The sequence below is a fragment of the Brevundimonas sp. genome (genome assembly GCF_029945885.1).
Taxonomy (GTDB): Bacteria; Pseudomonadota; Alphaproteobacteria; order Caulobacterales; family Caulobacteraceae; genus Brevundimonas.
Genome location: NZ_JAQSDK010000014.1, coordinates 73,932 through 97,532, shown reverse-complemented (window position 1 = coordinate 97,532; position 23,601 = coordinate 73,932). Strand labels below are relative to the sequence as shown.

The 23,601-nt window shown below is 68.4% G+C and carries 21 protein-coding genes; 10 read left to right on the top strand and 11 right to left on the bottom strand.

The genetic code is table 11. The annotated features are described in order from the left end of the window. Window positions 1-75: 75 nt before the first annotated feature. Together PSV00_RS08200 and PSV00_RS08195 are read left to right on the top strand one after the other, a co-directional pair. Window positions 76-1,923: a cation:proton antiporter gene (locus PSV00_RS08200; protein ID WP_300446036.1), complete on the top strand. Its 1,848-nt coding sequence runs from the start codon at window positions 76-78 to the stop codon at window positions 1,921-1,923. A gap of 239 nt (window positions 1,924-2,162) precedes the next feature. Continuing rightward, the gene (locus tag PSV00_RS08195) at window positions 2,163-2,780 is read left to right on the top strand and encodes a TetR/AcrR family transcriptional regulator (protein ID WP_300446035.1); all 618 of its coding nucleotides are present in this window, start codon (window positions 2,163-2,165) and stop codon (window positions 2,778-2,780) included. A gap of 15 nt (window positions 2,781-2,795) precedes the next feature. On the opposite strand, the gene PSV00_RS08190 is transcribed toward PSV00_RS08195, so the two are convergent. Then, window positions 2,796-3,914, bottom strand: a complete 1,119-nt coding sequence (locus PSV00_RS08190; protein ID WP_300446034.1) for an aromatic ring-hydroxylating dioxygenase subunit alpha — start codon at window positions 3,912-3,914, stop codon at window positions 2,796-2,798. A 117-nt stretch (window positions 3,915-4,031) separates the two neighbouring features. Here PSV00_RS08190 and PSV00_RS08185 point away from each other — a divergent pair, with 117 nt between their 5' ends. After that, on the top strand, window positions 4,032-4,970 hold the full coding sequence (locus PSV00_RS08185; RefSeq protein WP_300446033.1) for an alpha/beta hydrolase: 939 nt from the start codon (window positions 4,032-4,034) through the stop codon (window positions 4,968-4,970). A gap of 285 nt (window positions 4,971-5,255) precedes the next feature. Continuing rightward, entirely contained in the window at window positions 5,256-7,265 is a 2,010-nt protein-coding gene (locus PSV00_RS08180; RefSeq protein ID WP_300446204.1) for a PBP1A family penicillin-binding protein, read from the top strand. A 4-nt stretch (window positions 7,266-7,269) separates the two neighbouring features. On the opposite strand, the gene PSV00_RS08175 is transcribed toward PSV00_RS08180, so the two are convergent. Continuing rightward, the gene (locus tag PSV00_RS08175) at window positions 7,270-7,986 is read right to left on the bottom strand and encodes a SprT family zinc-dependent metalloprotease (protein ID WP_300446032.1); all 717 of its coding nucleotides are present in this window, start codon (window positions 7,984-7,986) and stop codon (window positions 7,270-7,272) included. Continuing rightward, a complete protein-coding gene (gene phaZ / locus PSV00_RS08170) occupies window positions 7,952-9,232 on the bottom strand; it encodes a polyhydroxyalkanoate depolymerase (protein WP_300446031.1) in 1,281 nt (426 codons plus the stop codon). The genes PSV00_RS08175 and phaZ overlap by 35 nt, the downstream gene beginning before the upstream one ends. Window positions 9,233-9,397: 165 nt before the next feature. Here phaZ and PSV00_RS08165 point away from each other — a divergent pair, with 165 nt between their 5' ends. Both PSV00_RS08165 and PSV00_RS08160 read left to right on the top strand, forming a co-directional pair. Then, the gene (locus tag PSV00_RS08165; protein ID WP_300446030.1) at window positions 9,398-9,949 is read left to right on the top strand and encodes an RNA polymerase sigma factor; all 552 of its coding nucleotides are present in this window, start codon (window positions 9,398-9,400) and stop codon (window positions 9,947-9,949) included. Further along, window positions 9,949-10,317 (top strand): DUF6768 family protein, encoded by a 369-nt coding sequence (locus PSV00_RS08160; RefSeq protein ID WP_300446029.1) that lies wholly within the window; start codon window positions 9,949-9,951, stop codon window positions 10,315-10,317. The genes PSV00_RS08165 and PSV00_RS08160 overlap by 1 nt, the downstream gene beginning before the upstream one ends. A gap of 10 nt (window positions 10,318-10,327) precedes the next feature. On the opposite strand, the gene PSV00_RS08155 is transcribed toward PSV00_RS08160, so the two are convergent. After that, window positions 10,328-10,954, bottom strand: a complete 627-nt coding sequence (locus PSV00_RS08155) for an SCO family protein (RefSeq protein ID WP_300446028.1) — start codon at window positions 10,952-10,954, stop codon at window positions 10,328-10,330. A 55-nt stretch (window positions 10,955-11,009) separates the two neighbouring features. Between PSV00_RS08155 and PSV00_RS08150 the strand changes: the two genes are divergently transcribed. Further along, window positions 11,010-12,518, top strand: coding sequence for an ActS/PrrB/RegB family redox-sensitive histidine kinase (locus PSV00_RS08150; protein WP_300446027.1), 1,509 nt, complete (start codon window positions 11,010-11,012; stop codon window positions 12,516-12,518). Between the two features lie 16 nt (window positions 12,519-12,534). Then, window positions 12,535-13,089 carry an ActR/PrrA/RegA family redox response regulator transcription factor gene (locus PSV00_RS08145; protein WP_300446026.1) on the top strand — a complete coding sequence of 185 codons (555 nt, stop codon included), beginning with the start codon at window positions 12,535-12,537 and terminating at the stop codon, window positions 13,087-13,089. Between the two features lie 48 nt (window positions 13,090-13,137). On the opposite strand, the gene mmcB is transcribed toward PSV00_RS08145, so the two are convergent. From mmcB to thpR, 4 genes are read right to left on the bottom strand one after another with little or no spacing between them, the layout of a single operon-like run. After that, entirely contained in the window at window positions 13,138-13,614 is a 477-nt protein-coding gene (gene mmcB, locus PSV00_RS08140; protein WP_300446025.1) for a DNA repair putative endonuclease MmcB, read from the bottom strand. 42 nt (window positions 13,615-13,656) lie between these two features. Further along, complete coding sequence (locus tag PSV00_RS08135; protein ID WP_300446024.1) at window positions 13,657-14,190, bottom strand: lipocalin family protein; 534 nt, start codon at window positions 14,188-14,190, stop codon at window positions 13,657-13,659. 58 nt (window positions 14,191-14,248) lie between these two features. Beyond that, window positions 14,249-14,815, bottom strand: a complete 567-nt coding sequence (locus PSV00_RS08130) for a GNAT family N-acetyltransferase (RefSeq protein WP_300446023.1) — start codon at window positions 14,813-14,815, stop codon at window positions 14,249-14,251. Then, window positions 14,812-15,351, bottom strand: a complete 540-nt coding sequence (gene thpR, locus PSV00_RS08125) for an RNA 2',3'-cyclic phosphodiesterase (protein ID WP_300446022.1) — start codon at window positions 15,349-15,351, stop codon at window positions 14,812-14,814. The genes PSV00_RS08130 and thpR overlap by 4 nt, the downstream gene beginning before the upstream one ends. 125 nt (window positions 15,352-15,476) lie before the next feature. Between thpR and PSV00_RS08120 the strand changes: the two genes are divergently transcribed. Then, window positions 15,477-16,226 carry a Bax inhibitor-1/YccA family protein gene (locus tag PSV00_RS08120; RefSeq protein WP_300446021.1) on the top strand — a complete coding sequence of 250 codons (750 nt, stop codon included), beginning with the start codon at window positions 15,477-15,479 and terminating at the stop codon, window positions 16,224-16,226. Between the two features lie 118 nt (window positions 16,227-16,344). Here the strand turns inward: PSV00_RS08120 and PSV00_RS08115 are convergent, their stop codons facing one another. From PSV00_RS08115 to PSV00_RS08105, 3 genes are all read right to left on the bottom strand, one after another. Further along, window positions 16,345-16,689: a DUF2794 domain-containing protein gene (locus PSV00_RS08115; protein ID WP_300446020.1), complete on the bottom strand. Its 345-nt coding sequence runs from the start codon at window positions 16,687-16,689 to the stop codon at window positions 16,345-16,347. Between the two features lie 365 nt (window positions 16,690-17,054). After that, a complete protein-coding gene (locus PSV00_RS08110; RefSeq protein ID WP_300446019.1) occupies window positions 17,055-18,428 on the bottom strand; it encodes a trypsin-like peptidase domain-containing protein in 1,374 nt (457 codons plus the stop codon). A gap of 108 nt (window positions 18,429-18,536) precedes the next feature. After that, on the bottom strand, window positions 18,537-19,727 hold the full coding sequence (locus PSV00_RS08105) for an acyl-CoA dehydrogenase (RefSeq protein ID WP_300446018.1): 1,191 nt from the start codon (window positions 19,725-19,727) through the stop codon (window positions 18,537-18,539). A gap of 599 nt (window positions 19,728-20,326) precedes the next feature. Between PSV00_RS08105 and PSV00_RS08100 the strand changes: the two genes are divergently transcribed. After that, window positions 20,327-23,590, top strand: coding sequence for a TonB-dependent receptor (locus PSV00_RS08100; protein WP_300446017.1), 3,264 nt, complete (start codon window positions 20,327-20,329; stop codon window positions 23,588-23,590). Window positions 23,591-23,601 lie beyond the last annotated feature (11 nt).

The following is a 23,601-nucleotide window of genomic DNA, read 5'->3' as shown; positions in this document are numbered from 1 at the left end:
CCCGGCTCGCAATGGGCACGCGTTCCGCGCGACAATGGCGCAACAGCCCGAAACACGCACGACGGAACGAACGACATGACGCCAGGCCACGGCGGCGGCGAATACAAGGATCTGGTGGTCTTCCTGGCGGCGGCCGGCGTGGTCGTGCCCCTGTTCAATCGATTCAAGATCAGCCCGGTGCTGGGCTTCCTCGCGGCCGGGGTCCTGCTCGGTCCCGACGGCCTGGGCCGTATCGCCGTTGATGCCCGCTGGCTGACGTGGCTGACCATCAGCGACCCGACCCAGATCCGGCAGCTGGCCGAACTGGGCGTCTCCTTCCTGCTGTTCATGATCGGTCTCGAACTGTCGTGGGAGCGGCTCAAGGCGATGCGGCGGCTGGTGTTCGGCTTCGGCCTGTCGCAGGTCGTGGTCTGCACAGTGGCCCTGTCGGCCCTGTTCATGGTCATGGGCCAGACCCTGGTGTCGGCGGCGGTACTGGGCATGGGCCTGGCCCTGTCCTCGACCGCCGTGGTCATGCCGGTGATGGCCGAGCGCGGGCGGCTCAAGGCCCTGGCGGGCCGGGCCACCTTCTCGGTGCTGCTGGCCCAGGACCTGTCCGTGGCCCCGATCCTGATCACCATCACCGTGCTGGCCGCCCTGGGCCAGAGCGGCGGCGACCTGAGTCCGGCCCTGCTGGGTTCGGCCCTGTTCACCCTGATCCCCGCCGCCGTCGGCCTGGCCATGCTGGTGCTGCTGGGGCGTCTGGTGCTGCGGCCGATGTTCCGCTCGGTGGCGCGCGCCCGCGGCCGCGGCCAGGGCCAGGAGATGTTCATCGCCACCTGTCTGCTGGTGGTGGTCGGGGCCGGGGTCGCGGCCCAGGCCGCCGGCCTGTCGATGAGCCTCGGTGCGCTGATCGCCGGCCTGCTGTTGGCCGAAACCGAATTCCGGCGCGAGATCGAGGTCTCGATCGAACCCTTCAAGGGCCTGTTGCTGGGGGTCTTCTTCGTCGGCGTCGGCATTTCGCTGGACCTGGACGCGGTCGCCGCCAATCCGGTCGGGGTCTTCGCCCTGGCCGCCGGCCTCATCACCCTGAAGGCGGCCATCATCTTCGGCCTGGCGCGAAAATGGGGCCTGGGGGCCCGCACCGCGATCGAGACCGCCCTGGTCCTGGGCCCGGCCGGGGAGTTCGCCTTCGTCATCCTCGGCACCGGCATGGCCGAGGGGGTGGTCGATCCGGCCTTCGCCCGCACCCTGATGCTGGCGGCGACGATCAGCATCTTCACCGTGCCGCTGATGGCCATGCTGGGCCACAAATTCCTCAAGGAGGCGGGCCGGATGGTGCCGGACATGCTGCCGCCCGAGGCGCTGGAACCCCCGCGGGCCCAGGGCCTGGTGCTGATCGTCGGCTTCGGCCGGGTCGGCCGGCTGGTCGGCGAAATGCTGACCGAGCACGGCCAGGGCTTCGTCGCGGTGGACGCCGATCCGGCCACGGTGGCGACCGGCCGGCGCGACGGCTTCAACGTCTATTACGGCGACGCCGGTCGTCAGGACCTGCTGGCGCGCTGCGGCATCGACGAGATGCGGGCCCTGGTGGTGACCATGGACGCGCCCGGCAAGGTCGATGAGGTGGTGATCGCCGCCCGGGCCCTGCGTCAGGATCTGGTGCTGATCGCCCGGGCCCGCGACGATCGCCATGCGGTGCGGCTGTACCGGCTGGGGGTCACCGATGCGGTGCCGGAAACCACCGAGGCCAGCCTGCAGCTGGCCGAGAATACCCTGGTCGATCTGGGCGTGCCGATGGGGCTGGTGCTGGCCTCCATCCATGAGCGCCGGGCCCGGTTCCGCACCGTCTTCCAGGCGGCCATGCCCGAGGGGGTCAAGCGACGGCCGGCCCGGGCCCTGCGGGCGGCGACCCGCACCGGCTCGCTGCGCCCCGACGGCTGATCCGGGGCAAAACGCCGCAGGGTCGGGAGGGGGCGTTAATCTCCACACCCCATTTTGGTCATCGTTCCATGATGAAAGCCGCCCCTTCGTTCGTCGCCGAACCCGGGCCTGCCCGTCTGCGCCCGACCGACCACCCTGTTGCCGACCCGCCCCTCCCTCCCCGGAGCGCGGCCTCCCTTTCCAGTCGAGTCATCCAATCCATGCGTAACCCCGATCCGTCCCCCGCCACCGAAGCCGACATGACCCAGCCGCGCCTGAACCGGCGCCAGGCGGCCAAGGTGCGCACGCGGCAGAAGGTGCTGGACGCCGCCCGGACCCTGTTCGCCGAGCGCGGCTACGACGCGGCCACGATCCGCGACATCGCCAAGGGTGCCGGTATGTCGACCGGGGCCGTCTTCGCCAATTTCCAGGACAAGGCCGAGCTGTTCGAAGCGGTCCTCGGTCAGGACATGGCCCGGCTGACCGATATCCTGAAGGGCGGGGTCGTCGCCGACGCCCCGTTGCGCGCCCGGCTGCTGGGGGCGATGAGCGCCGGCTACCACGCCTCGCTGGACCAGCTGCCGCTGGTGCAGGCGGTCGTGGCCCGGTCGTGGTTCCAGCCCCAGGCCGCCGAGCTGCGCACCCGGGTCGCCATCAAGGGGCTGGTGATGGTGATCAGCGACGTGCTGCAATCGGGTATCGGTGGCGGCGAGCTGAAGCAGGACACCGATGTCCGCCTCGTCAGCGAACTGGTGTGGGACGCCTTCCTGTCGAATTTCCGCCGCGCCGCCTATGACGGCTGGACGCTGGAGCAGCTGACGACCCGGGCCGGCAAACAGCTGGACCTGATCCTCGCCGGCGTCCTGATCCGGCAATAGGCCGGTCGGGCCCGCCTAGCTCTTCCAGCGCAGGACGGCCGGTTTGACCGGATTGGCGAAGGGGCGGCCCTCGGCCCGGCTCTTCGTCCATTCACGTTTCAGCTGCTGGTACCATTTGGCCTGTTTGTCGGCGTCGTCGATCCAGATCAGGGCCGGGTCGTAGCGCAGGCCCTCGTTCTGCAGGTTCACCATACCGCCGTCCTGCTGCAGGAAGGCGCGCACGCCCAGCCGCAGGAAGGGCCGGGCCAGGGCGAAGACCCAGTGGTCGGACCAGAAGATCTGGGTGATCCGGGTGCGGCTGTCATCCAGCGGCGTCAGGCAGGTCAGGGCCAGCACCTGTTTCGGCCCCACCTGGATATGTTCCCAGCGATAGCCCGGCAGGCGGAAGGTGATCTCGGTCGCCGGGGCCCCGCCGAGGATGCGATAGGCGCGGCTGTTCGACGACGGGGCATGGCGCACCATGGCAAAGCCCTGGTCGCGCGGCTCGAAGGCCTTGGCCTTTTCATGCATCGAACCGGTCGAGCGCCACCACCATTGCTGATGCACATAGGGGCCGTGGGCCGGATCCATCAGACCGACGACGGCATGGTCGATATGGGCGTCGAAATCCATCGACTCGACCAGTTTCGCCCCGCCCCCGACAATGCCGGGGAAGAGCGGCGGTTCGTGATCGGGCTCGGCCGCGACCCGCGGATCGGCGGCCATCCAGACGAAGATCATCCCCTGGCTCTCGCGCACCGGATAGGCCCGCACCCGGATGCGGTCGGCCTCATAGGGCTGGTCCTCGACCAGGGAGGGGATGGCGGCGCAGACCCCGTCGGGGCGGAAACGCCAGCCGTGGTAGCAGCACTCGACCGTCTCGCCCTCGCCCGGATGCTCGACCAGTTTCCCGGCCGACAGCGGCGCGGCGCGGTGCGGGCAGATGTCCCGCAGCGCATAGACCTGACCGGCCCGGGTGCGGCCGACCAGCACCGGCTCGCCCAGCAGCATGTGGCGGGCCAGGGCGGCGGGGGCCACATCGCGGGCCAGGGCGACGAAATACCAGCTATCGCGGACAAAGCCCGTGCCGAAGGCGGTCGGCGGGGCCTTGGCGGCGTCGCGGGGCTGGACCGGATCGGCGGCTGATGTCTTCATACCCCTCTGTATCAAGCTGCGCCGCTGTCGCCGAGGGGGGACCGGTCAGATTTCAACAAAGCACTTTACGTCCCAAAGCAGATGGGACACTATGACGTCTCAGTCAGGGAAACCATCATGATCCGCACCGCCCTTCTCGCCTCCGCCTGCCTCATTCTGTCGGCCCCCGCCGCCCTGGCCCAGAGTCATGGTGCCGGCCACGGCACAGAGGCTGCAGCCCCGGCCGGCCACGGCCACCACCATGCCGATTTCGAGTCGGGCCGGTTCCATGTGCGCGTCGACGGCGCGGGACCGGACGTGATCCTGATCCCGGGCCTGAGTTCCTCACCCGCAGTCTGGGACGGCACCGTTGCCGCCCTCGGCGGCCACTACCGCGTCCACCGGCTGCACATCCAGGGCTTTGCCGGGGCCGCGGCGATGGACAATACCGAGGGTCCGGTCGCCGCCCCCGTCGCCGAGGAGCTGGCCCGCTACATCCGCGAACAGGGTCTGGACCGGCCCGTGGTCATCGGCCATTCGATGGGCGGAACCATCGCCATGATGCTGGCCGCGCGCCATCCCGACCTGGTCGGCAAGCTGATGGTCGTCGACATGGTGCCCTTCATGGGGGCGATGTTCGGCGCGCCGGGGGCCACCCCGGAGTCGGTGGCCCCGGTGGCCGACCAGATTTTCGAAGGCATGGCCAGCGGGCCCGAGGCGGCCTACCGGACCCGGCTGGAAGAAACCATCGACGGCATGATCCTGACCGAAGACCGGCGCGCCGGGCCGCTGGAGGACAGTCTGACCTCGGACCGCAGGGTCGCCGCAGCCGCCTATCGCGAGCTGATCGTCACCGACCTGGGCCCGGAACTGGAGCGGATCACCGCCCCGACCGAGGTCCTCTATGTTAAATTCAACGATCCGCGGATGACCGTGGCGATGGTCGACGGCATCTATGCCGCCGCCTTCGCCCGCCTGCCCGGCGTGACCCTGAAGCGGATCGACGACAGCGCCCATTTCATCATGCTGGACCAGCCTGACCGCTTCGCCGCCGAGGTTGAGGCCTTCCTGCAGTAGGCCGCTGAACCGGTCGGGCCGGATCCGCCCGGCCGGTTCGCCCCGGACGTGAACGCATTTTTAGAATCATCGCCGCCAAGGTCATGGTTTCGGCGGATTGCCCCGTCACCGTCCGCAGACGGACGCGGGGGCGTTTGCGTGTTGCGTCGAATGGTCTAGGACCGAACGACGGTTGGCGAGAGGGTGTTCATGGCGGGTCCAGGGTCTGGGCGTTGGTTCGGGCTCGGTCCCGGCAAGGACGGCAGTGCCGGGCGCACGCCGCTGCAACGCCTGTTGTACTGGGGCATGGTGCTGGCCATCTGGGGGGCCATCTTCCTGCTGGTCTTCTTCGCCGTGTTCGCGCGCGACCTGCCCGACACCTCGGCCCTGTACGAAATCGACCGTCAGCCCTCGATCACCTATCTGGATCGCAACGGGGCCCTGATCGCGGTGCGCGGCACCCAGCAGGCCCCGCCGGCGGACCTCGACGCCCTGCCCGACTATGTCCCGGCCGCCTTTGTCGCCATCGAGGACCGCCGTTTCTATATGCACCCGGGCTTCGACCCGATCGGCATGTCGCGCGCCATGGCCGCCAACATGCGCGCCGGACGCGTGGTCCAGGGCGGCTCGACCCTGACCCAGCAGCTGGCCAAGAACCTGTTCCTGACCCCGGACCAGAACCTGAAGCGCAAGGTCCAGGAACTGATGCTGGCCGTCTGGCTGGAGATGAAATTCTCCAAGAAGGAGATCCTCGCCCTCTATCTGAACCGGGTCTATTTCGGAGCCGGGGCCTATGGCATCGAATCCGCCTCCCAGCGCTATTTCGACAAGGGGGCCAAGGACCTGACGGTCGGCGAGGCCGCCCTTCTGGCCGGCCTGCTGAAGGCCCCGTCGCGCTATTCGCCGGTGTCCGAGAGCGAACGCGCCGCCACCCGCGCCACCGTCGTCCTCAACGAGATGGAAAGCGCCGGGGTCATCACGCCGGAACAACGCGCCGCCGCCGTGCTGGAACCGGTCCGGGTCTCGCGCACCCTGGCGACCCAGCACGCCCAGTATTTCGTCGACTGGCTCGACAAACAGATCCGCGGCCTCGTCGGTGAGCCGACCGAGGACATGATCGTCGAGACCACCCTCGACCTGACGCTGCAGACCGCCGCCGAACGCTCGGTGCGCCGCATCCTCGACCGCGACGCCTCGCGCGGCGTCGAACAGGCCGCCCTCGTCGCCCTGGACGGCGACGGCCGGGTCCGGGCCATGATCGGCGGGGCCTCCTATGCGGACAGCCAGTTCAACCGCGCCGTCGACGCCCGTCGCCAGGCCGGTTCGGCCTTCAAACCCTTCGTCTATCTGGCGGCGATGGAGGCCGGCTATACGCCCGAGTCCCGCGTCGTCGACGAGCCGGTCCGCATCGGCAACTGGTCGCCGCGCAACTATTCCGGAAATTTCATCGGCGAGACGAGCCTGGCCAATGCCGTGGCCCAGTCGACCAACACCGTCGCTGCCGCCATCGCCGACCAGATCGGCCGCGACAATGTCGCCCGCGTCGCCCACCGCCTGGGCATCACCACCCGCATCGGCCTGGAGCCGGCCATGGCCCTGGGCGCGGTCGAGGTGTCGCCGATCGAAATGGCCCAGGCCTTCGACGCCTTCGCCAATGGCGGCCAGCGCGCCACGGCCTATGGCATCAGCCGCATCCGCACGCCGCGCGGCCGGGTCATCTATCAACGCGCCGCCCGCGAAGGCCGCGCCCAGCAGGTGATCAACAATCCGCCGCTCTACTATATGAACCAGATGCTGCGCGGCGTGGTCACCGGCGGTACCGGCCGTTCGGCCGCCATCGCCGGGCGCGACATCGCCGGCAAGACCGGCACGACCTCGGACTACAAGGACGCCTGGTTCGTCGGCTACACCGGCGGCTTCGTCACCGCCGTCTGGGTCGGCAAGGACGACGCCACCCCGATGCGCGGCGTCACCGGCGGCGCCGCCCCGGCCGCCATCTGGAAGAGCTTTATGGAGGCGGCCCTGCCGCGCCTGAACGTGATGCCCATCCCCAACGGCCCGCCGATGCCCGAGGGCTGGCAGGCGGCCAATCCGGTGGAGGACCTGATCAGTTCGGTCGGTGACCTGTTCGGTGACGCCCCGCCGCTCACCGACGAGTCGCCGCCGCCGGTCGACACCCCGGTCCGCCCGGCCCCGACCCAGCCTGTGGTGCGTCCAACCGCGCCCCAGCCGGCCCAGCGCCGCGAGGACTTGCCCGTGCAGCGCCCCGAACCGGCCCCGCCGCCGGAGCGCAAGGCCGAGCCCCTGTTCTTCTAGGGGCCTAGCGGCCGACCGCGTGCAGGCTCGCCCCGTGGTCGCGCAGCCAGCGCCGGTGCGGCGACGGGTCGCCGATCAGGTCGTGGACCACCGCCCAGTAGGCCGGGCTGTGGTTGGCGTGGACCAGATGGGCCACCTCATGGGCGGCCAGATAGTCGAGCACGGCGGGCGGGGCCATCACCACGCGCCAGGAATAGCGGATGGTGCGGTTGTGCGGGCTGCATGAGCCCCAGCGTGAGCGGCCGTCGGCGATCGAGACCTGGACCGGCTTCTGGCCGAGCGTGCGCAGATGCACCTCGGTGCGCGCGATCAGGGCCCGGCGCGCCTCGCGCTTCAGCAGATTCTGGACCCGGCGGGAAAAGGCCTCGCCCTCGCCCCCGGAAATGATGATCGGGCCGTCCCCGTCGGTCGACAGCCGCGCCGCCCCGGCCCCGCCCCCGGCCACCAGTCGCATCGGCTGACCCGACAGGGAGACGGTGCCGCCGGGCTGCAGCGGCAGACCCGCCGGCCGCGCCGTCAGCCGGTCCAGAATCCAGGTGTTCCGCGTCCGGGCAAAGGCCACGGCGTCACCGAGGCGGCGCTCGCTGGGGGCCACGGCCACGGCTTCGCCCGCCCGCGCGTCGATGCGGATCGAGATGCGACGGGCGCGGGGATTGACCGACAGGCGGAGGGCCAGGCCCTCGCCGTCAAGCGGCAGTCTTTGACCGTTGCGGTACTGCACAGAGGGTCTCGTTGGCGGTGATGAAGTCGCGCACCCGGGGATAGATCTCGTCCCGGAAGCGGCGACCGTTGAACACACCATAGTGTCCGACGTCCGGCTGAACATAGAGGACGCGACGATCGTCGGCGATATTCGGGGTCAGGCCGTGCGCCGCCTGGGTCTGGCCGACGCCGGAGATGTCGTCCTTCTCGCCCTCGACCGTCATCAGGCCGATGTCGGTGATCTTCGTCAGATCGACCCTGCGCCCGCGATGCTCCAGCAGGCCGCGCGGCAACAGATGCTGCTGGAAGACGGTGTCGATGGTCTGGAGATAGAATTCCTCGGTCAGGTCCAGCACCGACAGATATTCGTCGTAGAATTCCTCGTGCCGGGTGGTCTCGTCGCCGTCACCGTTCACCAGATGTGAGAAATACTGGCGGTGGGCGTCGATATGTTTGTCCTCGTTCATCGACATGAAGCTGAACAGCTGGACGAAGCCCGGATAGACGCGCCGGCCGAAGCCCGGATAGGGCCAGGGCACGGTGTGGATCATATTCGACTTGAACCAGGCGAAGGGCCGCTCCTCGGCCAGCTGATTGGTCACGGTCGGCGACAGGCGGGCGTCGATCGGCGAGCCCATGAAGGTCATGGAGGCGGGCCGGTTGGGGTCATTGTCCTCGGCCATCATTGCGCAGGCGGCCAGAACCGGCGGGCCCGGCTGGCAGACACCGACGACATGGGCGCGCGGGCCGATCACGGCCAGCATCTCGCGGACGTGGTCGATATAGTCGGAAAAGTCGAACCGGCCTTCCAGCATCGGCACCTGACGGGCGTTGACCCAGTCGGCGACATAGACGTCGTGATCCTGCAGGAAGCCCTCGACCGTGCCGCGCAACAGGGTGGCATAGTGGCCCGACAGCGGGGCGACGATCAGCACCGCCGGGGCGGCGGCGGGCTTGCCGGCCCGTTTCAGGTCGCCGATATGGCGGGCGAACCGGACCAGTCGCACCCAGGGTGACGACCAGACCACCTGTTCGGTGGTGCGGACCTTGTGGTCATTGATCGTGATGGATTCCAGACCCCAGGCCGGCTTGCCGTAACGGCGCGTCAGTCCCTCGAACAGCTCGGCCGAGGCGAAGGCGGTGCGGCCGATGGCCGTGTCCGAGGCCGGGTTGAGCGGCGAATTCCAGAACTGCCGGGCCATCTGGGCCCCGATCCGGAACGGCGAGGCCGAGTGATAGGCGAGCTCGTGGAGGGAATAGAGCATGGAATCCTGGGGTCGACACCGCACTGAATGCGGCAGTGCACCATACAACGCATGGCCCTGAAAAAGGGTTATCAATTTTAACGTGATCCCGGCCCGCGCATCACCGCCATTGAACCGCCCGCCCGCCCGGGTGCACCTCTATGGCAACGGAGGGATACCGGGACGATGATCCGGACGAGGGCACAGGCGTTCGACGACTATCTGGTGGCGGCCGCGCGCACCGGGGATCGCAAGGCCTTCGGCCTGCTGGCCCGGCGCTGGCAGGGGCGGCTGCTGGCCCACGCCTGGCGGCTGACCGGCGATGTCGACCTGGCCCGCGAGGCGGCCCAGGACGGCTGGATCGAGATCGTGCGCGGCCTCGGCCGGTTGCGTGACGACCAGGCCTTCCCCGCCTGGGCCTATCAGATCGTGTCGCGCCGCTGCACCCGACGCATCGGCCAGCGGCAGCGCGGGCGCGCCCTGGTCGCGGCGGTGACCGTCGAGACGGCGCCGGACAGCGGCACGAGTGACGGCAGCGACACCGTCGCCACCCCGGCCCTGGCCCGGGCCCTCGCGGCCCTGCCCCCGGAGCAGCGCGCGGCCGTGGCCCTGTTCCACCTCGAGGATATGAGCATCGCCGAGACGGCGATCGCCCTGAACGTGCCGGCGGGCACGGTGAAGACCCGCCTGATGCATGCCCGGCGCAAATTGCGCGCGGCACTGGAAGGAGACCTGTGATGCAGGATATCGACCGGATGATCGACGAGGCCCTTGAGGGCGAGAACCAGACCCTGTTCCGCGAAACCGCCCACGAGCCCGGCTATTTCAACCAGGCCCTCGGCATCTTTGGCGGCAGTATGGGCTGGGCCAATGCGGTGCTGATGGTGACCCAGGGGGTGATCTTCATCGCCGGGGTCTGGGCCGGCTGGCGCTTCTTCCAGGCGGACGACACCCTGTCGGCCCTGCACTGGGGCCTGCCGGCGGCCGTGCTGGTGCTGATGGCCACCGTACTGAAGACGGCCCTGATGCCGGCCATCCAGGCCAACCGCGTCATGCGCGAACTGAAACGGCTCGAGCTTCAGATCGCCCTGATGCGCGCAGGCTGAGCGACCGGGGCTAGCCCCGGTCCATCGCCCGGAGGATCACGTCGGCCGAACGATCGGGGCCGAGATCGCCGCCGAGGGCGTTACGGAATTTGCCGTCCGGTCCCATCAGATAGACGGTCAGGGAGTGGTCCATCGTATAGGCCTCGCCCTCGCCGACCTTCTGGTAATAGGCGCGATAGGCGTCGGCGGCGGCGCGGATCTGGGCCGGGGTGCCGGTCAGGCCGATGACCCCCTCGGGGAAGCCGTCGCTGGACAGATAGTCCTTCAACACCTGCGGGCGGTCACGCTCGGGATCGACGCTGATGAAGACGATCTGCAGATTGTCGGCCCGGTCGCCCAGCCGGTCCTGGGTCGCCTTCAGCGCCGCCAGGGTGGTGGGGCAATAGTCCGGGCACCAGGTGAAGCCGAAGAAGACCAGGGTCCATTTGCCGTCCAGCAGCGTCTGGTCGACCGGATGACCGTCCTGGTCGATCAGATTGAATGGTCCGCCGACACTGGGCTGGCCGGTCGAGGCCACGGTCTGGCTGCCCGTCGGGACGCGGTCACGGCCCCCGACCACGACCAGGGTGGTGATGGCGACGACGAGGGCGGCGACCAGGACCAGGCCGCCGAACAGCAGGACAGAACGACGCGGCATCCGGACTCCTCGGGAAATCGCCGACAGGCGGGTACGGGCAGTCTATAGAAGACCGGTGAGCCCGACCCAAGACCCCGCATCGTCGCACGCGACCGGCCGTTTCGCCGGATGGCGCAACCTGTCCCGGCGCAGTCGTGGCCTGTCGCTGCGCACCCTGGTCATCCTGCGCTGGCTGGCCATCGCCGGACAGAGCGCCACCATCCTGGTGGCCACCGCCTTCCTGCATTTCGACCTGCCCCTGTGGCCCTGCCTGGCGGTGATCGCCACCAGTGTGGCCATGAACCTGTGGGCCGGGGCCCGGCTGAAGCCGACCGACGGCCGCTTCAGCGACGGCAGCGCCACCGCCGCCCACCTGGGCTTCGACATCCTGCAGCTGACCGCCCTGCTGGCCCTGACCGGCGGCCTGCAGAACCCCTTCTGCCTGCTGCTGGTCGCTCCGGTGACGGTCTCGGCCGCCTCCCTGCCGGCGCGTCAGGCCATCCTGCTGGGTCTGCTGGTGCTGCTGGCGACCGTCGGCCTGTTCTTCTGGGCCCTGCCCCTGCCGTGGCAGGCGGGGACCGAACTGAACCTGCCGCCCCTGTACCGGTTCGGCACCGGCCTGGCCCTGATCACCGGCGTGGTCTTCACGGCCACCTATGCCTGGCGGGTTGCCACCGAGGCCGAGAAGCTGGAACTGGCCCTGGCCACCACCCAGGACGTGTTGCAGCGCGAACAGCGGCTGGCGGCCCTGGGCGGGCTGGCGGCGGCGGCGGCGCATGAGCTGGGCACACCGCTGGCCACCATCCAGGTGGTGGCGCGCGAACTGCTGCGGGCCTCAACGCCCGGGAGCGGGGCGGCCGAGGACGCGGCCCTGATCGTGCAGCAGGCCGAACGCTGTCGCGGCATCCTCAAGAAGCTGTCGCAACAGCCCGAGGCGGGCGACGCCCTCTATGCCGACGTCGGGCTGGAGGCCCTGCTGGAAGAGGTGGTCGAGCCTCATCGCGGTTTCGACCTCGACTTCACCGTCGGGGTCCGCACGCCGGAAGACACGGACGCGGACGCGCTCCGGGTGCGACGCCTGCCGGAGGTTATTCACGGCCTGTCGGCCCTGGTCGAGAACGCCGCCGATTTCGCCAACAGCCGGGTTCGGGTCCAGGCCCTGGTCGAGGCGGACACCATCACCATCGAAGTGGTCGACGACGGCCCGGGCTTCGCCGGCGAAATCCTGCCGCGCCTGGGCGAGCCCTATGTGACCAGCCGGCCCCAGGGCAAGGCCCGCCAGGCCCTGGCGGCCCAGATCGCCGCGGCCGCCCGCCCGGCCCTGCCCGGCCGCAAAAGCCGCAAGCAGGCCAGGCACGCGCCGATCCCCGAGATCGCGCCCAGCCAGGGCGGGATGGGTCTGGGATTCTTTATCGCCCGGACCCTGCTGGAGCGGACCGGAGGCACGGTCACCGTCGGCACCGGCGACGGCGAAAAGGGCCAGCCGAAGGGGGCAAGGGTGACGATTCGCTGGCCCCGCGCCGCCCTCGAAATGGCGGTTGGCGACAATGCCACCTTGACCATAGGCGCGGCGCACCCAAGTTGAGGGCAGGAGACCACGCATGACTGACCTCGAAGCCCGGATTGCCGCAGCGCCGGACAAGACCCTTCTGCTGCTGGACGATGATCAGGCCCTGCGCACGCGACTGGGCCGCGCCCTCGAAAGCCGGGGCTTCGTCGTCACCACCGCCGGGTCGGTGGCCGAGGCCCGCGAGGCCCTGAAGGTCTCGGTCCCGGCCTTCGCCGTACTGGACATGCGGCTGGAGGACGGCAACGGCCTGCGGGTGGTCGAGGCCATTCGCGAACGGCGCGAGGACGCCCGGATCGTCATGCTGACCGGCTACGGGGCCATCGCCACCGCCGTGGCGGCGGTCAAGGCGGGGGCCGTCGACTATCTGCAGAAACCGGCCGACGCCGACGATGTGTTCAAGGCCCTGATGGCCGCCGGCGAGACGGCCGAACCGCCCGACAATCCGATGAGCGCCGACCGGGTGCGCTGGGAACATATCCAGCGCGTCTATGAGCTGTGCGACCACAATGTCTCGGAGACCGCCCGCCGCCTGGGCATGCACCGCCGCACCCTGCAGCGGATTCTGGCCAAACGCGCACCCCGCTGAACGCTGGAGCGTTCAGCTTGTTGTTTGATGGGCCTATCGCACTTCGCGCTACTTGAGGCCCGCTGACGGGAGGGCAGCCTCCTCCCGCAGCGTCCGCATGGCGGCGAGCCGGGCAAAAGCGAGCGTCAGCGCCTTGCGGCGGGCCGGAGCCAGGGGCGTTGAGGGGGCCTCTCTGACCACCGCCCCGCCGAAGCCGTCGGCGACGATCAGCCCGGGCTCGTCGGGCAGGACCCCCTCGGGGAATTCCGGGGCCACGGCGAAGAAGAAGGCGTCGCAGAACGGGCCGTACTCGCCCCATTTGCGGTCGACGCGATAGTCGTCCAGCCCCGACTTGACCTCGCAGATGATGATGTCGCCGCGCCGGCCCAGGGCCATGACATCGGCGCGCCGCCCGTTGGGCAGCCCCACCTCCAGCAGCGGCGCATAGCCCATATGGCGCAGCAGCCGTCCCGCCCCGCGCGTGACCGCCAGGGTGGTCTCCGGACGGCTGAAGACGAGATCGATTTGCAGAAGGGCGGCGGCCATCAGCCCACTATGTTCGCCTTGCGTTCACGGGGCAAGAGGGGCTCACCGGCCGGTGTGCACCGGATTGGCCGTGTCGAATCCGAGGGCCGAGGCCCGGGCCAGCAACTGTCTGCGGGTCGATTCCGACGGACTCTGGCTGCGGTTCCAGATCCACCAGCCCGACTTGTCCGGCAGGCCCATGATGACCCAGCTGTAGTCGGGGGCATGGTCCCAGACCCAGTAGTTCTGTCCGGCCAGGCCGCCGAAACTGAGCAGGCCGGCCAGGGTGAAGCGGAAGCGGGCATTGGTCGTCGTGTCGGTGACCCGGGCATTGGCCCGCAGGGTCTCGACCCCGCCGTCGGCGCGGCGGGTACAGGTCACCAGCAGGCCGTAACGGTCGGCGCGCGACTGCGGCGTAAAGTCGATCTGGGCCCGGCGGCAGTCCTTCTGCACGTCATTGGGATTGCGCGCGATCTCGAACCAGCGGCCGTCGAACCGGTCCAGATCGACGTCACGCGACTGGGCCGCCACCGGACCGGCGGTCAGGACAAGCGCCGCTGTCAGGATGGCAAGGCGGCTGGGAAGGGTCGAGGGCATCCGGGTCTCCTGTCACAACGGTCCCGACAGATACGGCCGGGACCACCGTTCGGTTGCCTCAGCCCGCCGCGAGGAGACGCCGGCGATTGACCCGCCACTCGTCCCGGCTCTGGCCCCACAGGTCGATGGCGGAGTCCTGGAACGGGGCCGGCAGCTGGCCCGGCCCCCGGCTGCGCGAGCCCAGCCGTTCGGCCAGCCGGATCGAGGGGCCGTTGTCGGGGGCGATACAGTGGATCACATCGGTCCAGCCCAGATGGTCAAAGGCATGGTCCAGGGCGGCCACGGCCGCCTCCAGCGCATAGCCCTTGCCGGCGGCGTCGCGATGCAGGCTCCAGCCGACCTCGGTGCCGGGCCAGCCGTGCGGCTGCCACGGACCGATACGGCCGATCCACTGACCGCTCGATTTCTCGATCACCGAGAACATCGCCACCCCGCTCAGGGTCCAGGCCCCGGCCATGGCCATCATCGAGCGCCACACCTGGGACGGGGCCTGGACCCCGCCGATGAAGCGCGCCGTCTCTTCATCGGCCATGAAATCGCACCAGCGGTCGAAATCGGCCATGGCCGTGGGGCGCAGGATCAACCGGTCAGTCTCGATCGTCGGGCCGGGGGCGGGGCTGGTCACAGCGGAAACTCCTGTTCGAGGGTGTAGTGGCTGCCGCGCTCCGACAGGACACTGGACCACAGGCCGAAGCGGTCGATGCGGATCGGGGGCGACTGCAGCAGATTGTGGCCGGCCATCCAGGCGGCGATCCGGGCCGGGTCGGCGTGGGGCTTGAGATAGGCGAGGGTAACGTGGGGTTTGTAGGCCCGGCGCTCCATGGTGATCCCGGCGCGCTCGGCCGCGGTGCGGCAGCGCCCGGCCAGGGTGGTCAGCCGCTCGCTCGGCGCGACCCCGGCCCACAGGGTCTGGCTGCGATGGGTGTCACCGAAGGCCCCGACCCCGGCCAGGCTGATCTCGAACGGCCCGCCGCTGGCCGCCCGGCCCAGTTCGGCGATCAGATCATCGGCGCGGCGCTCGTCGACATCGCCATAGAAGGCCAGGGTCACATGCAGGGCCTCGGACGGTCGCCAGCGCGCGCCGGGCAGGCCGGTCTGGCGGCGCGCCAGGGTCTCGGCCACGTCGTACGGAATGGGCAGGGCGGCGAACAGGCGGATCATAGGCCTTTGGTAGCGATCATCGGTCGCAGTCGAAAGCCCGGAATCCCTTGCATCCGGGGGTTTCGATCCCGATATTCATTCGCAAGCCGGGGTTTGACCCGGTCCCGATTTGGAGACGGTTCGCGATGAGCGATTTCAGAGGCGGTTTTTCAAGACCCGCGCCGGCGACGGCCGACATGGCCGTGGATACCGGCCTGCGCGGCTTCATGCTGGGTGTTTACAACAAGCTGGCGCTCGGCCTCGTCGTGGCCGGGGCCCTGGCCTATGTCACCGGCAATGTGCCCGAGGTCCAGGCCCTGCTGTTCCAGCAGGCCGCCGACGGCCGCATCGGCCTGACCATGCTGGGCATGATCGTGCAGTTCTCGCCCCTGGTGATGCTGTTCGGCTCGATGTTCTTCATGAAGAACCCCACGGCCGGCGGGGTGAACCTGCTGTACTGGGCCGTGGTCGCGACCATCGGCGCGGGCATGGGTATCCTGTTCCTGCGCTATACCGGCACCTCGATCGCCACGACCTTCTTCGTCACGGCGGCGGCGTTCGGCGGCCTCAGCCTGTTCGGCTACACGACCAAGAAGGACATGTCCGGCATGGGCACCTTCCTGATCATGGGAGTGATCGGCCTGGTCATCGCCATGGTGGTCAACATGTTCCTGCAGTCCGGCATGATGGCCCTGGTCATCTCGGGCCTGGGCGTGCTGATCTTCTCGGGCCTGATCGCCTATGACACCCAGCGCCTGAAGATGACCTACTATGCGCTGGGCGGGAACGAGGCGGCGATGGGTGTGGCCACCGGCTTCGGTGCCCTCAGCCTGTTCATCAATTTCGTCAACCTGTTCCAGTTCCTGCTGATGTTCATGGGCGGCAGCCGCAACTAGGGCGAAATCGGTTTGGGCGCGATCGCGCCCAGACCCGGATCCTCGCTCCAGGGCCATGCCGGACCTGCTGACGCCGACAAACGAAACGGGGCCCCGGTGGAAACGCCGGGGCCTTTTTCTATTTGACGACGGCGAAGCGGCGGCTGTCGAAGACGCGCAGCACCCGGGCCAGGTCGCGGCCGCGCTTCAGCACCAGCCCGCCCTCGCCGATCACCGCCCATTGACCCTGTTTCAGCCGCAGGGCCGGGCGTTTCTCGATCCGGCAGGCGGGGGCGTCGCCCGAGCGGCGGAAGGCGGCGAATTCGGCGACGTCGCCATGGCCGACCATCGCATAGTCGCGCCACTCTCCGGCGGCGACCATCCGGCCATAGACCCGCAGGATCAGGTCCAGTTCGGGCCGGTCAAAGAAGACGGGGGCGGTGCCGGAGGGCCGGCTGCCGCCGCTGGCGGACTCATCGTTCATCGCCGGTCAGACTAGAGTATTTTCGCGCCCGGCAAACCCGGCCTGACGCCGGATCCGTTCCGGACGATCCGGCCGCTCCCCGGCCCCCGCGACCGTGCGTCGCAGACGGTCCGGCCAGGAATTCGCACCCGACACGAAATCGCCCCCTTTCGGTCCAGCACCCGCCCGTTTGGGGGTCGACACAGGAGTCATCGGCCTGTCGGAGTTCGGAGCGGTCCCGGATCCTGAACAGCCCCCCCAGCCCCCCTGGATTTCTCCACCAAGGGCTCTGACGGGCCGGTGCTTTCAAAGCGAGACGCCCGCTCAGCCACCCTCCCCCCCTCCGGCAGAGCGGGCGTTTTGCTGTCCGGCGTCCCGTTCGGCGCTCAGCCGACCAGGGCGATCGTCTCCGCTTCGCCGTCACGCAACACCGTCAGGCTGATGCCGTCCGTCGCCGCCGACAAGGCCGCGGCCAGGGTCTGGATGTCGGCCACCGCCACATCGCCGACCGCCGTCACCACATCCCCGGCCCGCAGTTGCTGCATGGCCGCGATCGAGCCGCCCTCGACCGCCGTGACCAGGACGCCGTCCTGGGTCACGCCGTCGCCGGGCCGCAGATTGCGGAAGCCGGCCCCATAGGCCTGGACCGCGGCCGCGCCGAGCACGACCGGATCGGGACCGGTGACCTCGACCTGCAGGACCGTCGTCTGTTCATGCCCGCCGCGCAGATAGACCAGCGGCAGCCGGGCCCCGGGGGCGGCGATACCGATCGTGGCCCGGACCGACCCGGCATTGGCGACCGGGCGGTTCTGGATCCGGGTGATGATGTCATTGCGCTGCAGACCCGCGGCTTCCGCCGAAGAGCCGGGGGCGACGTCGTCGACGACGGCCCCGCGCACGATGCTCAGCCCCAGGGTCCGGGCCCGCTCGGCGTTGAGCGAGCCGAAGATGGCCCCGGTGCTGCCGCGACGGACCTCGCCGAACTCGCGCAGCTGGCCGACCACATACAGCATGATGCGGCTGGGCACGGCGAAGGCGATGCCGTCATTGCCGCCGCCGCCGCCCGACAGGATCGAGGTGTTGATACCGATCAGCCGGCCCAGACTGTCCAGCAGCGGGCCGCCGGAATTGCCGGAATTCACCGCCGCGTCGGTCTGGATATAGTCCTCGACCGAATCGCCCATGCCCGACCGCCCCAGACCCGAGATCACCCCCATGGTCAGGGTCTGGTCCAGGCCCAGCGGGTAGCCGACGGCAAAGGCCAGGTCGCCGCTGCGCAGGGCGTCGGAATCGGCAACCGCCACCTGGGACAGGCCGGTGGCCTCGATGCGCAGCACGGCGATGTCGGTGGCCTTGTCGGCCCCGATCAGCACGGCGTCGACCAGTCGGCCGTCCAGCATGTCGACGGTGAATTTGCTGCCGCCTTCAACCACATGGTTGTTGGTGACGATAATCCCGGCGGCGGCGTCGAGGATGACGCCGGATCCGGTGGCCAGAGGCAGGGGTTCATTGTCGCCGCTGCGCGGCCCCTCGGACCGGCCCAGGGTCGTCACCTGGACCACGGCGGGCAGCGACCGTTCCAGTTGCGAGGCGAAGCTGAACACGCCACGGCGCGTGTCGAAGGGGATGGGGGTGATCGCCGCCGCCCGGGCGCGGGCCGGCGCGGGTTCATAGGGAGTCTGGGCCTGGGCCGGCAGGCCGGCCATCAGGGCAAGGACCGCCGCCAGAACCACGGTCCGGCCGGTGGAAACCACCAGCATCGACCGGGACCCATCCCGGAAATTGACACGCCGCATCATCGCCCCCCTGTGAACCCCGTGACCCTAGCGTGAGATGCAGCCCGTGACGATGCCCCTGTTGCAGCGGCCCTAGAAGGCGCTTTCGCCGGTGATGGCCCGACCCAGGATCAGGGCGTGGACGTCGTGGGCACCCTCATAGGTGTTGACCGTCTCGAGGTTCATCGCGTGGCGCATCACATGCATCTCGCCGGTGATGCCGGCCCCGCCGTGCATGTCGCGGGCGACGCGGGCGATATCCAGCGCCTTGCCGCAGTTGTTGCGCTTCATCATCGAGATGGCCTCGGGGACCCAGGCCCCCTGGTCCAGCAGCCGGCCCAGCGCCAGCGCCCCCTCGAAGCCGAGGAAGATCTCGGTCTGCATGTCGGCCAGCTTCTTCTGCACCAGCTGGCGCGACGACAGCGGCCGGCCGAACAGCATCCGCTCGCCGACATAGTCGCGCGTCAGGTGGAAGCAGGACTCGGCCGCGCCCATGGCCCCCCAGGCGATGCCGTACCGGGCCTTGTTCAGGCAGGAGAAGGGACCGCGAAGGCCTTTCACGCCGGGCAGGAGGTTCTCTTCCGGCACGAACACGTCATTCAGGCCGATGTCGCCGGTGATCGAGGCGCGCAGGGACAGTTTGTCGCCGATCTTGTCGGTGGTGAAGCCGTCGAAATCCCGCTCGACGATGAAGCCGCGGATGACGTCATCCAGCTTGGCCCAGACGATGGCCAGGTCACTGATCGGGCTGTTGGTGATCCAGTATTTGGCCCCGTTCAGCCGGTAGCCGCCCTCGACGGCAACCGCCTTGGTCTTCATGGAAGCCGGGTCCGAGCCGCCGTCGGCCTCGGTCAGGCCGAAACAGCCGATCAGTTCACCGGCCGCCATCCTCGGCAGAAACCGCATCTTCTGCTCCTCGGAGCCGAAGGCGTAGATCGGATACATGGCCAGGGACGACTGGACGCTCATGGCCGAACGATAGCCGCTGTCGACCGCCTCGATCTCGCGCGCGATCAGGCCGTAGGCGACGTGGCTGACGGAAGAGCCGCCATACTGTTCCGGCAGCATGGCCCCGAGGAAGCCCATGGCCCCCATCTCGGTCATGATGGCGCGGTCGAAGGTCTCGTCCCGGAAGGCGGCAACCACGCGCGGCAGCAGGGACTCGCGGGCGTAGGACCGGGCCGCGTCCTGGATCATCCGCTCGTCATCGGTCAGCCGGCCGGACAGGTCCAGCGGATCGTCCCAGCGGAAGGTCTTGTGCGGAGCGGTGGAGCCGTCGGCCATGTCGGATGTCTTCCTGCGCGTGACGGGGGCCTGACGGTCCGCCACGCCCTGGTGACGGCACCCCCCCGGGGTTAGGGCGGCGGTTTAGGCCAAAATCGCGGGGTCGGGTAGGGGGCGGTCGCCGCTGCGGACCGCGCCAGCGGAATATGAAACCTGTGTTGCCGCCACCAGCGCCCGCTGCCCGACCACCCGCTTCGGTTGCGAGTCGGCCATACGCCCGGACCGGACGGGCCCGCCAGCCGCCCCGGCGATGTCACAAAAAACATACGAAAACAACGCCGGTCTTCACCTTTTGTACCCCTTGCGGGACACCGGATTCAGCGTGGCGGCAAACCCGCCCTCCTACTGCAAGTAGTGTCGCTGCCGTTATTCTAACAAGAACTTCATGATTGACGTTTCACGGGAATACTTTTTTGTTTCACAGAGAGGCGCGAAACACACATCCGTCCTCAGTGACGAAATTGCAGCACAATCATGTCAAAATCGCTGGAAGCGCCCAATAGCCGTGCAAGATTGTTGCGAACCGCCCCGGACATCTTAATAGCGATCAATCGCACTCAAACAGGCGAACGGACGCATTGGGCGTCGTCGAGGGGAAGATGAGAAATACAAAATCACTGTTGCTGGGCACCTCTTTGCTCGCAGGCCTGTCCGCCGCTGCGGTAATCAGCGTCGCACCGACAATGGTCATGGCCCAGAGCGTCGGACCGGATAACATTGATGACGTGGTCATCACCGGTTCGCGTATCCGCCGGGACCCCACCAATTCGCCGACCCCGCTGATCCAGATCAGCCAGGAGGAACTCCTCCAGTCGGGTGAAGCCAACGTCGTCGACTTCCTGGCCGACATCCCGGCCCTGTCGACCTCGGTGGTGCCGGAAGACACGACCGGTTCGAACCTGAACGACGGCGGCCTGTCGCTGCTGAGCCTGCGCGCCCTCGGTTCGGTCCGCACCCTGACCCTGGTCGACGGTCGTCGCCACGTCGGGTCCAGCCCCGGCACCCTGTCGGTCGACGTCGACACCATCCCGCGCCTGCTGGTCGAAAGCACCGAGATCATCACCGGTGGCGCGGCTGCCGTTTACGGTGCCGACGCCGTCTCGGGCGTGGTCAACTTCATCCTGAAGACCGATTTTGACGGTCTGGAAATCGACGCCTCGGTCGCCGAGGTCAACCAGGACGGCCAACTGAGCCAGCGCCTGTCGATGCTGTGGGGCCAGAACCTCATGGACGGCCGCCTGAACTACTATGTGTCGGGTGAATTCCAGCGCAACGACGAAGTGCTGGACAGCGACGTCGACTGGCGTCGTGAGTCCTGGGCCCTGATCAGCAATGACGTCGATCCGGCCTCGGCCCCGAACGACGGCGTGCCGGACCTGATCCTGATCCGCGACGCCCGCACCTATATCCGCGGCACCAATTTCGGTGGCGTGACCATCCTGGCCACCGGCGTCCAGCCGAGCCCGGCCAGCGACCCGGACGTTCCGTTCGGCACCTGCTCGACGGCCAGCTTCTCGTCGAACTGCTTCTCGCTGGCCCCGGCCAACCGTCTGAACAACGGCTTCCTGTACACCGACACCGGTGCCTCGCAGCCCGTCGTGTTCGGTCCGATCCGTCAGGGTGCCGGCTTCACGCGCAACACCAGCAACGGCGGCCTCGGCCAGGTCCAGAACACCGAACAGGGCCAGTCCAGCCGTCTGCCGGAATCGACCAACTGGCGCTTCCAGACCGGCTTCAACTTCGACCTGACCGACTCCATTAATGTGTTCGGTGAAGCCAAATACGTCGAGGAAGAGACCTACGACGCCGGCCAGCGCGTGTTCCACGACATGAACATCCGCCAGTTCGCGCCCAACACGGTCGGGGCCATCACCGGCACCACCGCGTTCGAAATCGGCCTGGACAACGCCTATCTGCCGGCCGACGTTCGCCTTGCCATCCAGAACAACCGCCGCGACATCTACAACTCGGCCGGCGTCATCACCAACAACGTCGCCGACCCCCGCGCCCAGCACAAGCTGTACGGCCCGGTCCGCAACCAGCTGAACAACCGCGACCTGCAACGCTATGTCGTGGGTATTCGCGGCGACGCCGGCGACATCGGCTTCTTCCGCAATGTGAACTGGGAAGCCGGCTACACCTACGGCGAGATGAACAACACCAACCGCGAACAGGCGGTCGACGTCGTCCGCTACCAGGCCGCGGCCGATGCGGTCGTCGACACCCTGGGTGAGGTCAACGGCCGGGCCGGTGAAATCGTCTGCCGTATCCAGTTGCTGGACGCCCAGGGCACGGCCGTGCCGAACGCGGTCGTCAGCGGAAACACCTATTCGCGCCAGGGCGACGTCATCGACAAATGCGTCCCGATCCGCGTCTTCGGTGGTGGCGGCTTCAGCGACGAAGCGCTCGACTATCTGACGGCGGCCGTCACGGTCACCGACCAGAACAAGCAGCACGACTTCCTGACCTTCGCCTCCGGCGATCTGTGGGACCTGTGGGGCGCAGGCCCGATCGGTGCGTCGATCGGCTATGAGTACCGCAAGGAAATCACCAGCGGCAAAGGCCGTGACGCCGACGCCGCAGGGCGTTTCCTGTTCCTGAACGGCGGCGGCGACTTCGCCGAGGCCAGCTATTACACCAATGACGTCTTCGCCGAACTGCGCGTACCGCTGTTCGTCGACAGCTGGATGGGTCGTTCGGCGGAAATCAGCGGGGCCTATCGCCACTCTGACTATTCCAACGTCGGCAAACAGGACACCTACAGCGTCCTGGCCCAATGGCGTCCGGTGGATCAGCTGATGTTCCGCGCCACGACCGCCACGGCGATCCGGGTGCCGAACCTGAGCGAAACCAACGATCCGCTGACGCAGACCTTCGCCAACGGTTTCAGCGATCCCTGCAGCGCCACGGTCATCAACGGTCTCGCCGATCCGCAGGTCCGGACCAACCGCATCGCCAACTGCGGCCAGCTGGCCGCCGATGCCGGCTTCCCGAACCTGGTCTTCAACACGACGGCGGACCCCGACTCCTACCTGCCCAACTACGGCAGCGGCTCGGTTCCCGGTCAGGCCGGGGGTAACCCCTTCCTGAAGCCGGAAACCTCGGACAGCTTCACCGTCGGTGCCGTCTGGACGCCCGACTATCTGATCCCGAACCTGTCGATCGTCGTGGACTACTACGACATCGAGATCACCGACGCGATCGCGGCGGTGTCGGCCCAGAACGCCGCCAACCAGTGCGTCAGCGGCGACAGCCTCAATACCGCCGTCTGCCTGACCCAGACGCGGAGCCCGACCACCTTCCAGGTGACGAGCTTCATCCAGGGCTCGCTCAACTATGCGTCCCTGACCGCCAAGGGTGTCGACTTCACGACCCGCTACAGCTTCAACCTGCCGGAATGGTTCGGCATGGACTGGGGCAAGTTCAGCCACGCCATCCGGGGGAACTGGCTGATCGAGCAGAACGACTACGTCAACATCGTCGACCCGACCGATCCGAGCATCTTTGCGGACACGGTCGGCATGCCGCGGGTTCGTTTCCTGTCGACGGTCAACTGGTCGCCGACGCCTGACCTGGCCTTCACCTGGGACTGGGACTGGCAGGCAAGCCAGGAGATCGAGGACATCAACAACCTCACCGCCAACCTCGATCGCTATGAAGACCTGCGCTACACGCAGACCGGCGACTTCTCGCAGCACGATTTCGCTGTGCGCTGGCAGGCCCGGGACGACGTCACGATCCGCGCCGGCGTCGTCAACGCCTTCGACGCCGAGCCGGCTCGCTGGCTGGGCGGCACCTCGGCCGACAATTTCGACCTGTTCGGCCGTCGCTTCTTCCTGAGCGTCAACTACCGTCCGTTCTGATCCCTTCGGAA

Bases quoted from the DNA above. Each gene is read 5' to 3' on its own strand.
- PSV00_RS08200 (WP_300446036.1), top strand. From the start codon at position 76: ATGACGCCAGGCCACGGCGGCGGCGAATACAAGGATCTGGTGGTCTTC.
- PSV00_RS08195 (WP_300446035.1), top strand. From the start codon at position 2,163: ATGACCCAGCCGCGCCTGAACCGGCGCCAGGCGGCCAAGGTGCGCACG.
- PSV00_RS08190 (WP_300446034.1), bottom strand. From the start codon at position 3,914: ATGAAGACATCAGCCGCCGATCCGGTCCAGCCCCGCGACGCCGCCAAG.
- PSV00_RS08185 (WP_300446033.1), top strand. From the start codon at position 4,032: ATGATCCGCACCGCCCTTCTCGCCTCCGCCTGCCTCATTCTGTCGGCC.
- PSV00_RS08180 (WP_300446204.1), top strand. From the start codon at position 5,256: ATGGTGCTGGCCATCTGGGGGGCCATCTTCCTGCTGGTCTTCTTCGCC.
- phaZ (WP_300446031.1), bottom strand. From the start codon at position 9,232: ATGCTCTATTCCCTCCACGAGCTCGCCTATCACTCGGCCTCGCCGTTC.
- PSV00_RS08165 (WP_300446030.1), top strand. From the start codon at position 9,398: ATGATCCGGACGAGGGCACAGGCGTTCGACGACTATCTGGTGGCGGCC.
- PSV00_RS08160 (WP_300446029.1), top strand. From the start codon at position 9,949: ATGCAGGATATCGACCGGATGATCGACGAGGCCCTTGAGGGCGAGAAC.
- PSV00_RS08155 (WP_300446028.1), bottom strand. From the start codon at position 10,954: ATGCCGCGTCGTTCTGTCCTGCTGTTCGGCGGCCTGGTCCTGGTCGCC.
- PSV00_RS08145 (WP_300446026.1), top strand. From the start codon at position 12,535: ATGACTGACCTCGAAGCCCGGATTGCCGCAGCGCCGGACAAGACCCTT.
- mmcB (WP_300446025.1), bottom strand. From the start codon at position 13,614: ATGGCCGCCGCCCTTCTGCAAATCGATCTCGTCTTCAGCCGTCCGGAG.
- PSV00_RS08135 (WP_300446024.1), bottom strand. From the start codon at position 14,190: ATGCCCTCGACCCTTCCCAGCCGCCTTGCCATCCTGACAGCGGCGCTT.
- thpR (WP_300446022.1), bottom strand. From the start codon at position 15,351: ATGATCCGCCTGTTCGCCGCCCTGCCCATTCCGTACGACGTGGCCGAG.
- PSV00_RS08120 (WP_300446021.1), top strand. From the start codon at position 15,477: ATGAGCGATTTCAGAGGCGGTTTTTCAAGACCCGCGCCGGCGACGGCC.
- PSV00_RS08115 (WP_300446020.1), bottom strand. From the start codon at position 16,689: ATGAACGATGAGTCCGCCAGCGGCGGCAGCCGGCCCTCCGGCACCGCC.
- PSV00_RS08110 (WP_300446019.1), bottom strand. From the start codon at position 18,428: ATGCTGGTGGTTTCCACCGGCCGGACCGTGGTTCTGGCGGCGGTCCTT.
- PSV00_RS08105 (WP_300446018.1), bottom strand. From the start codon at position 19,727: ATGGCCGACGGCTCCACCGCTCCGCACAAGACCTTCCGCTGGGACGAT.
- PSV00_RS08100 (WP_300446017.1), top strand. From the start codon at position 20,327: ATGAGAAATACAAAATCACTGTTGCTGGGCACCTCTTTGCTCGCAGGC.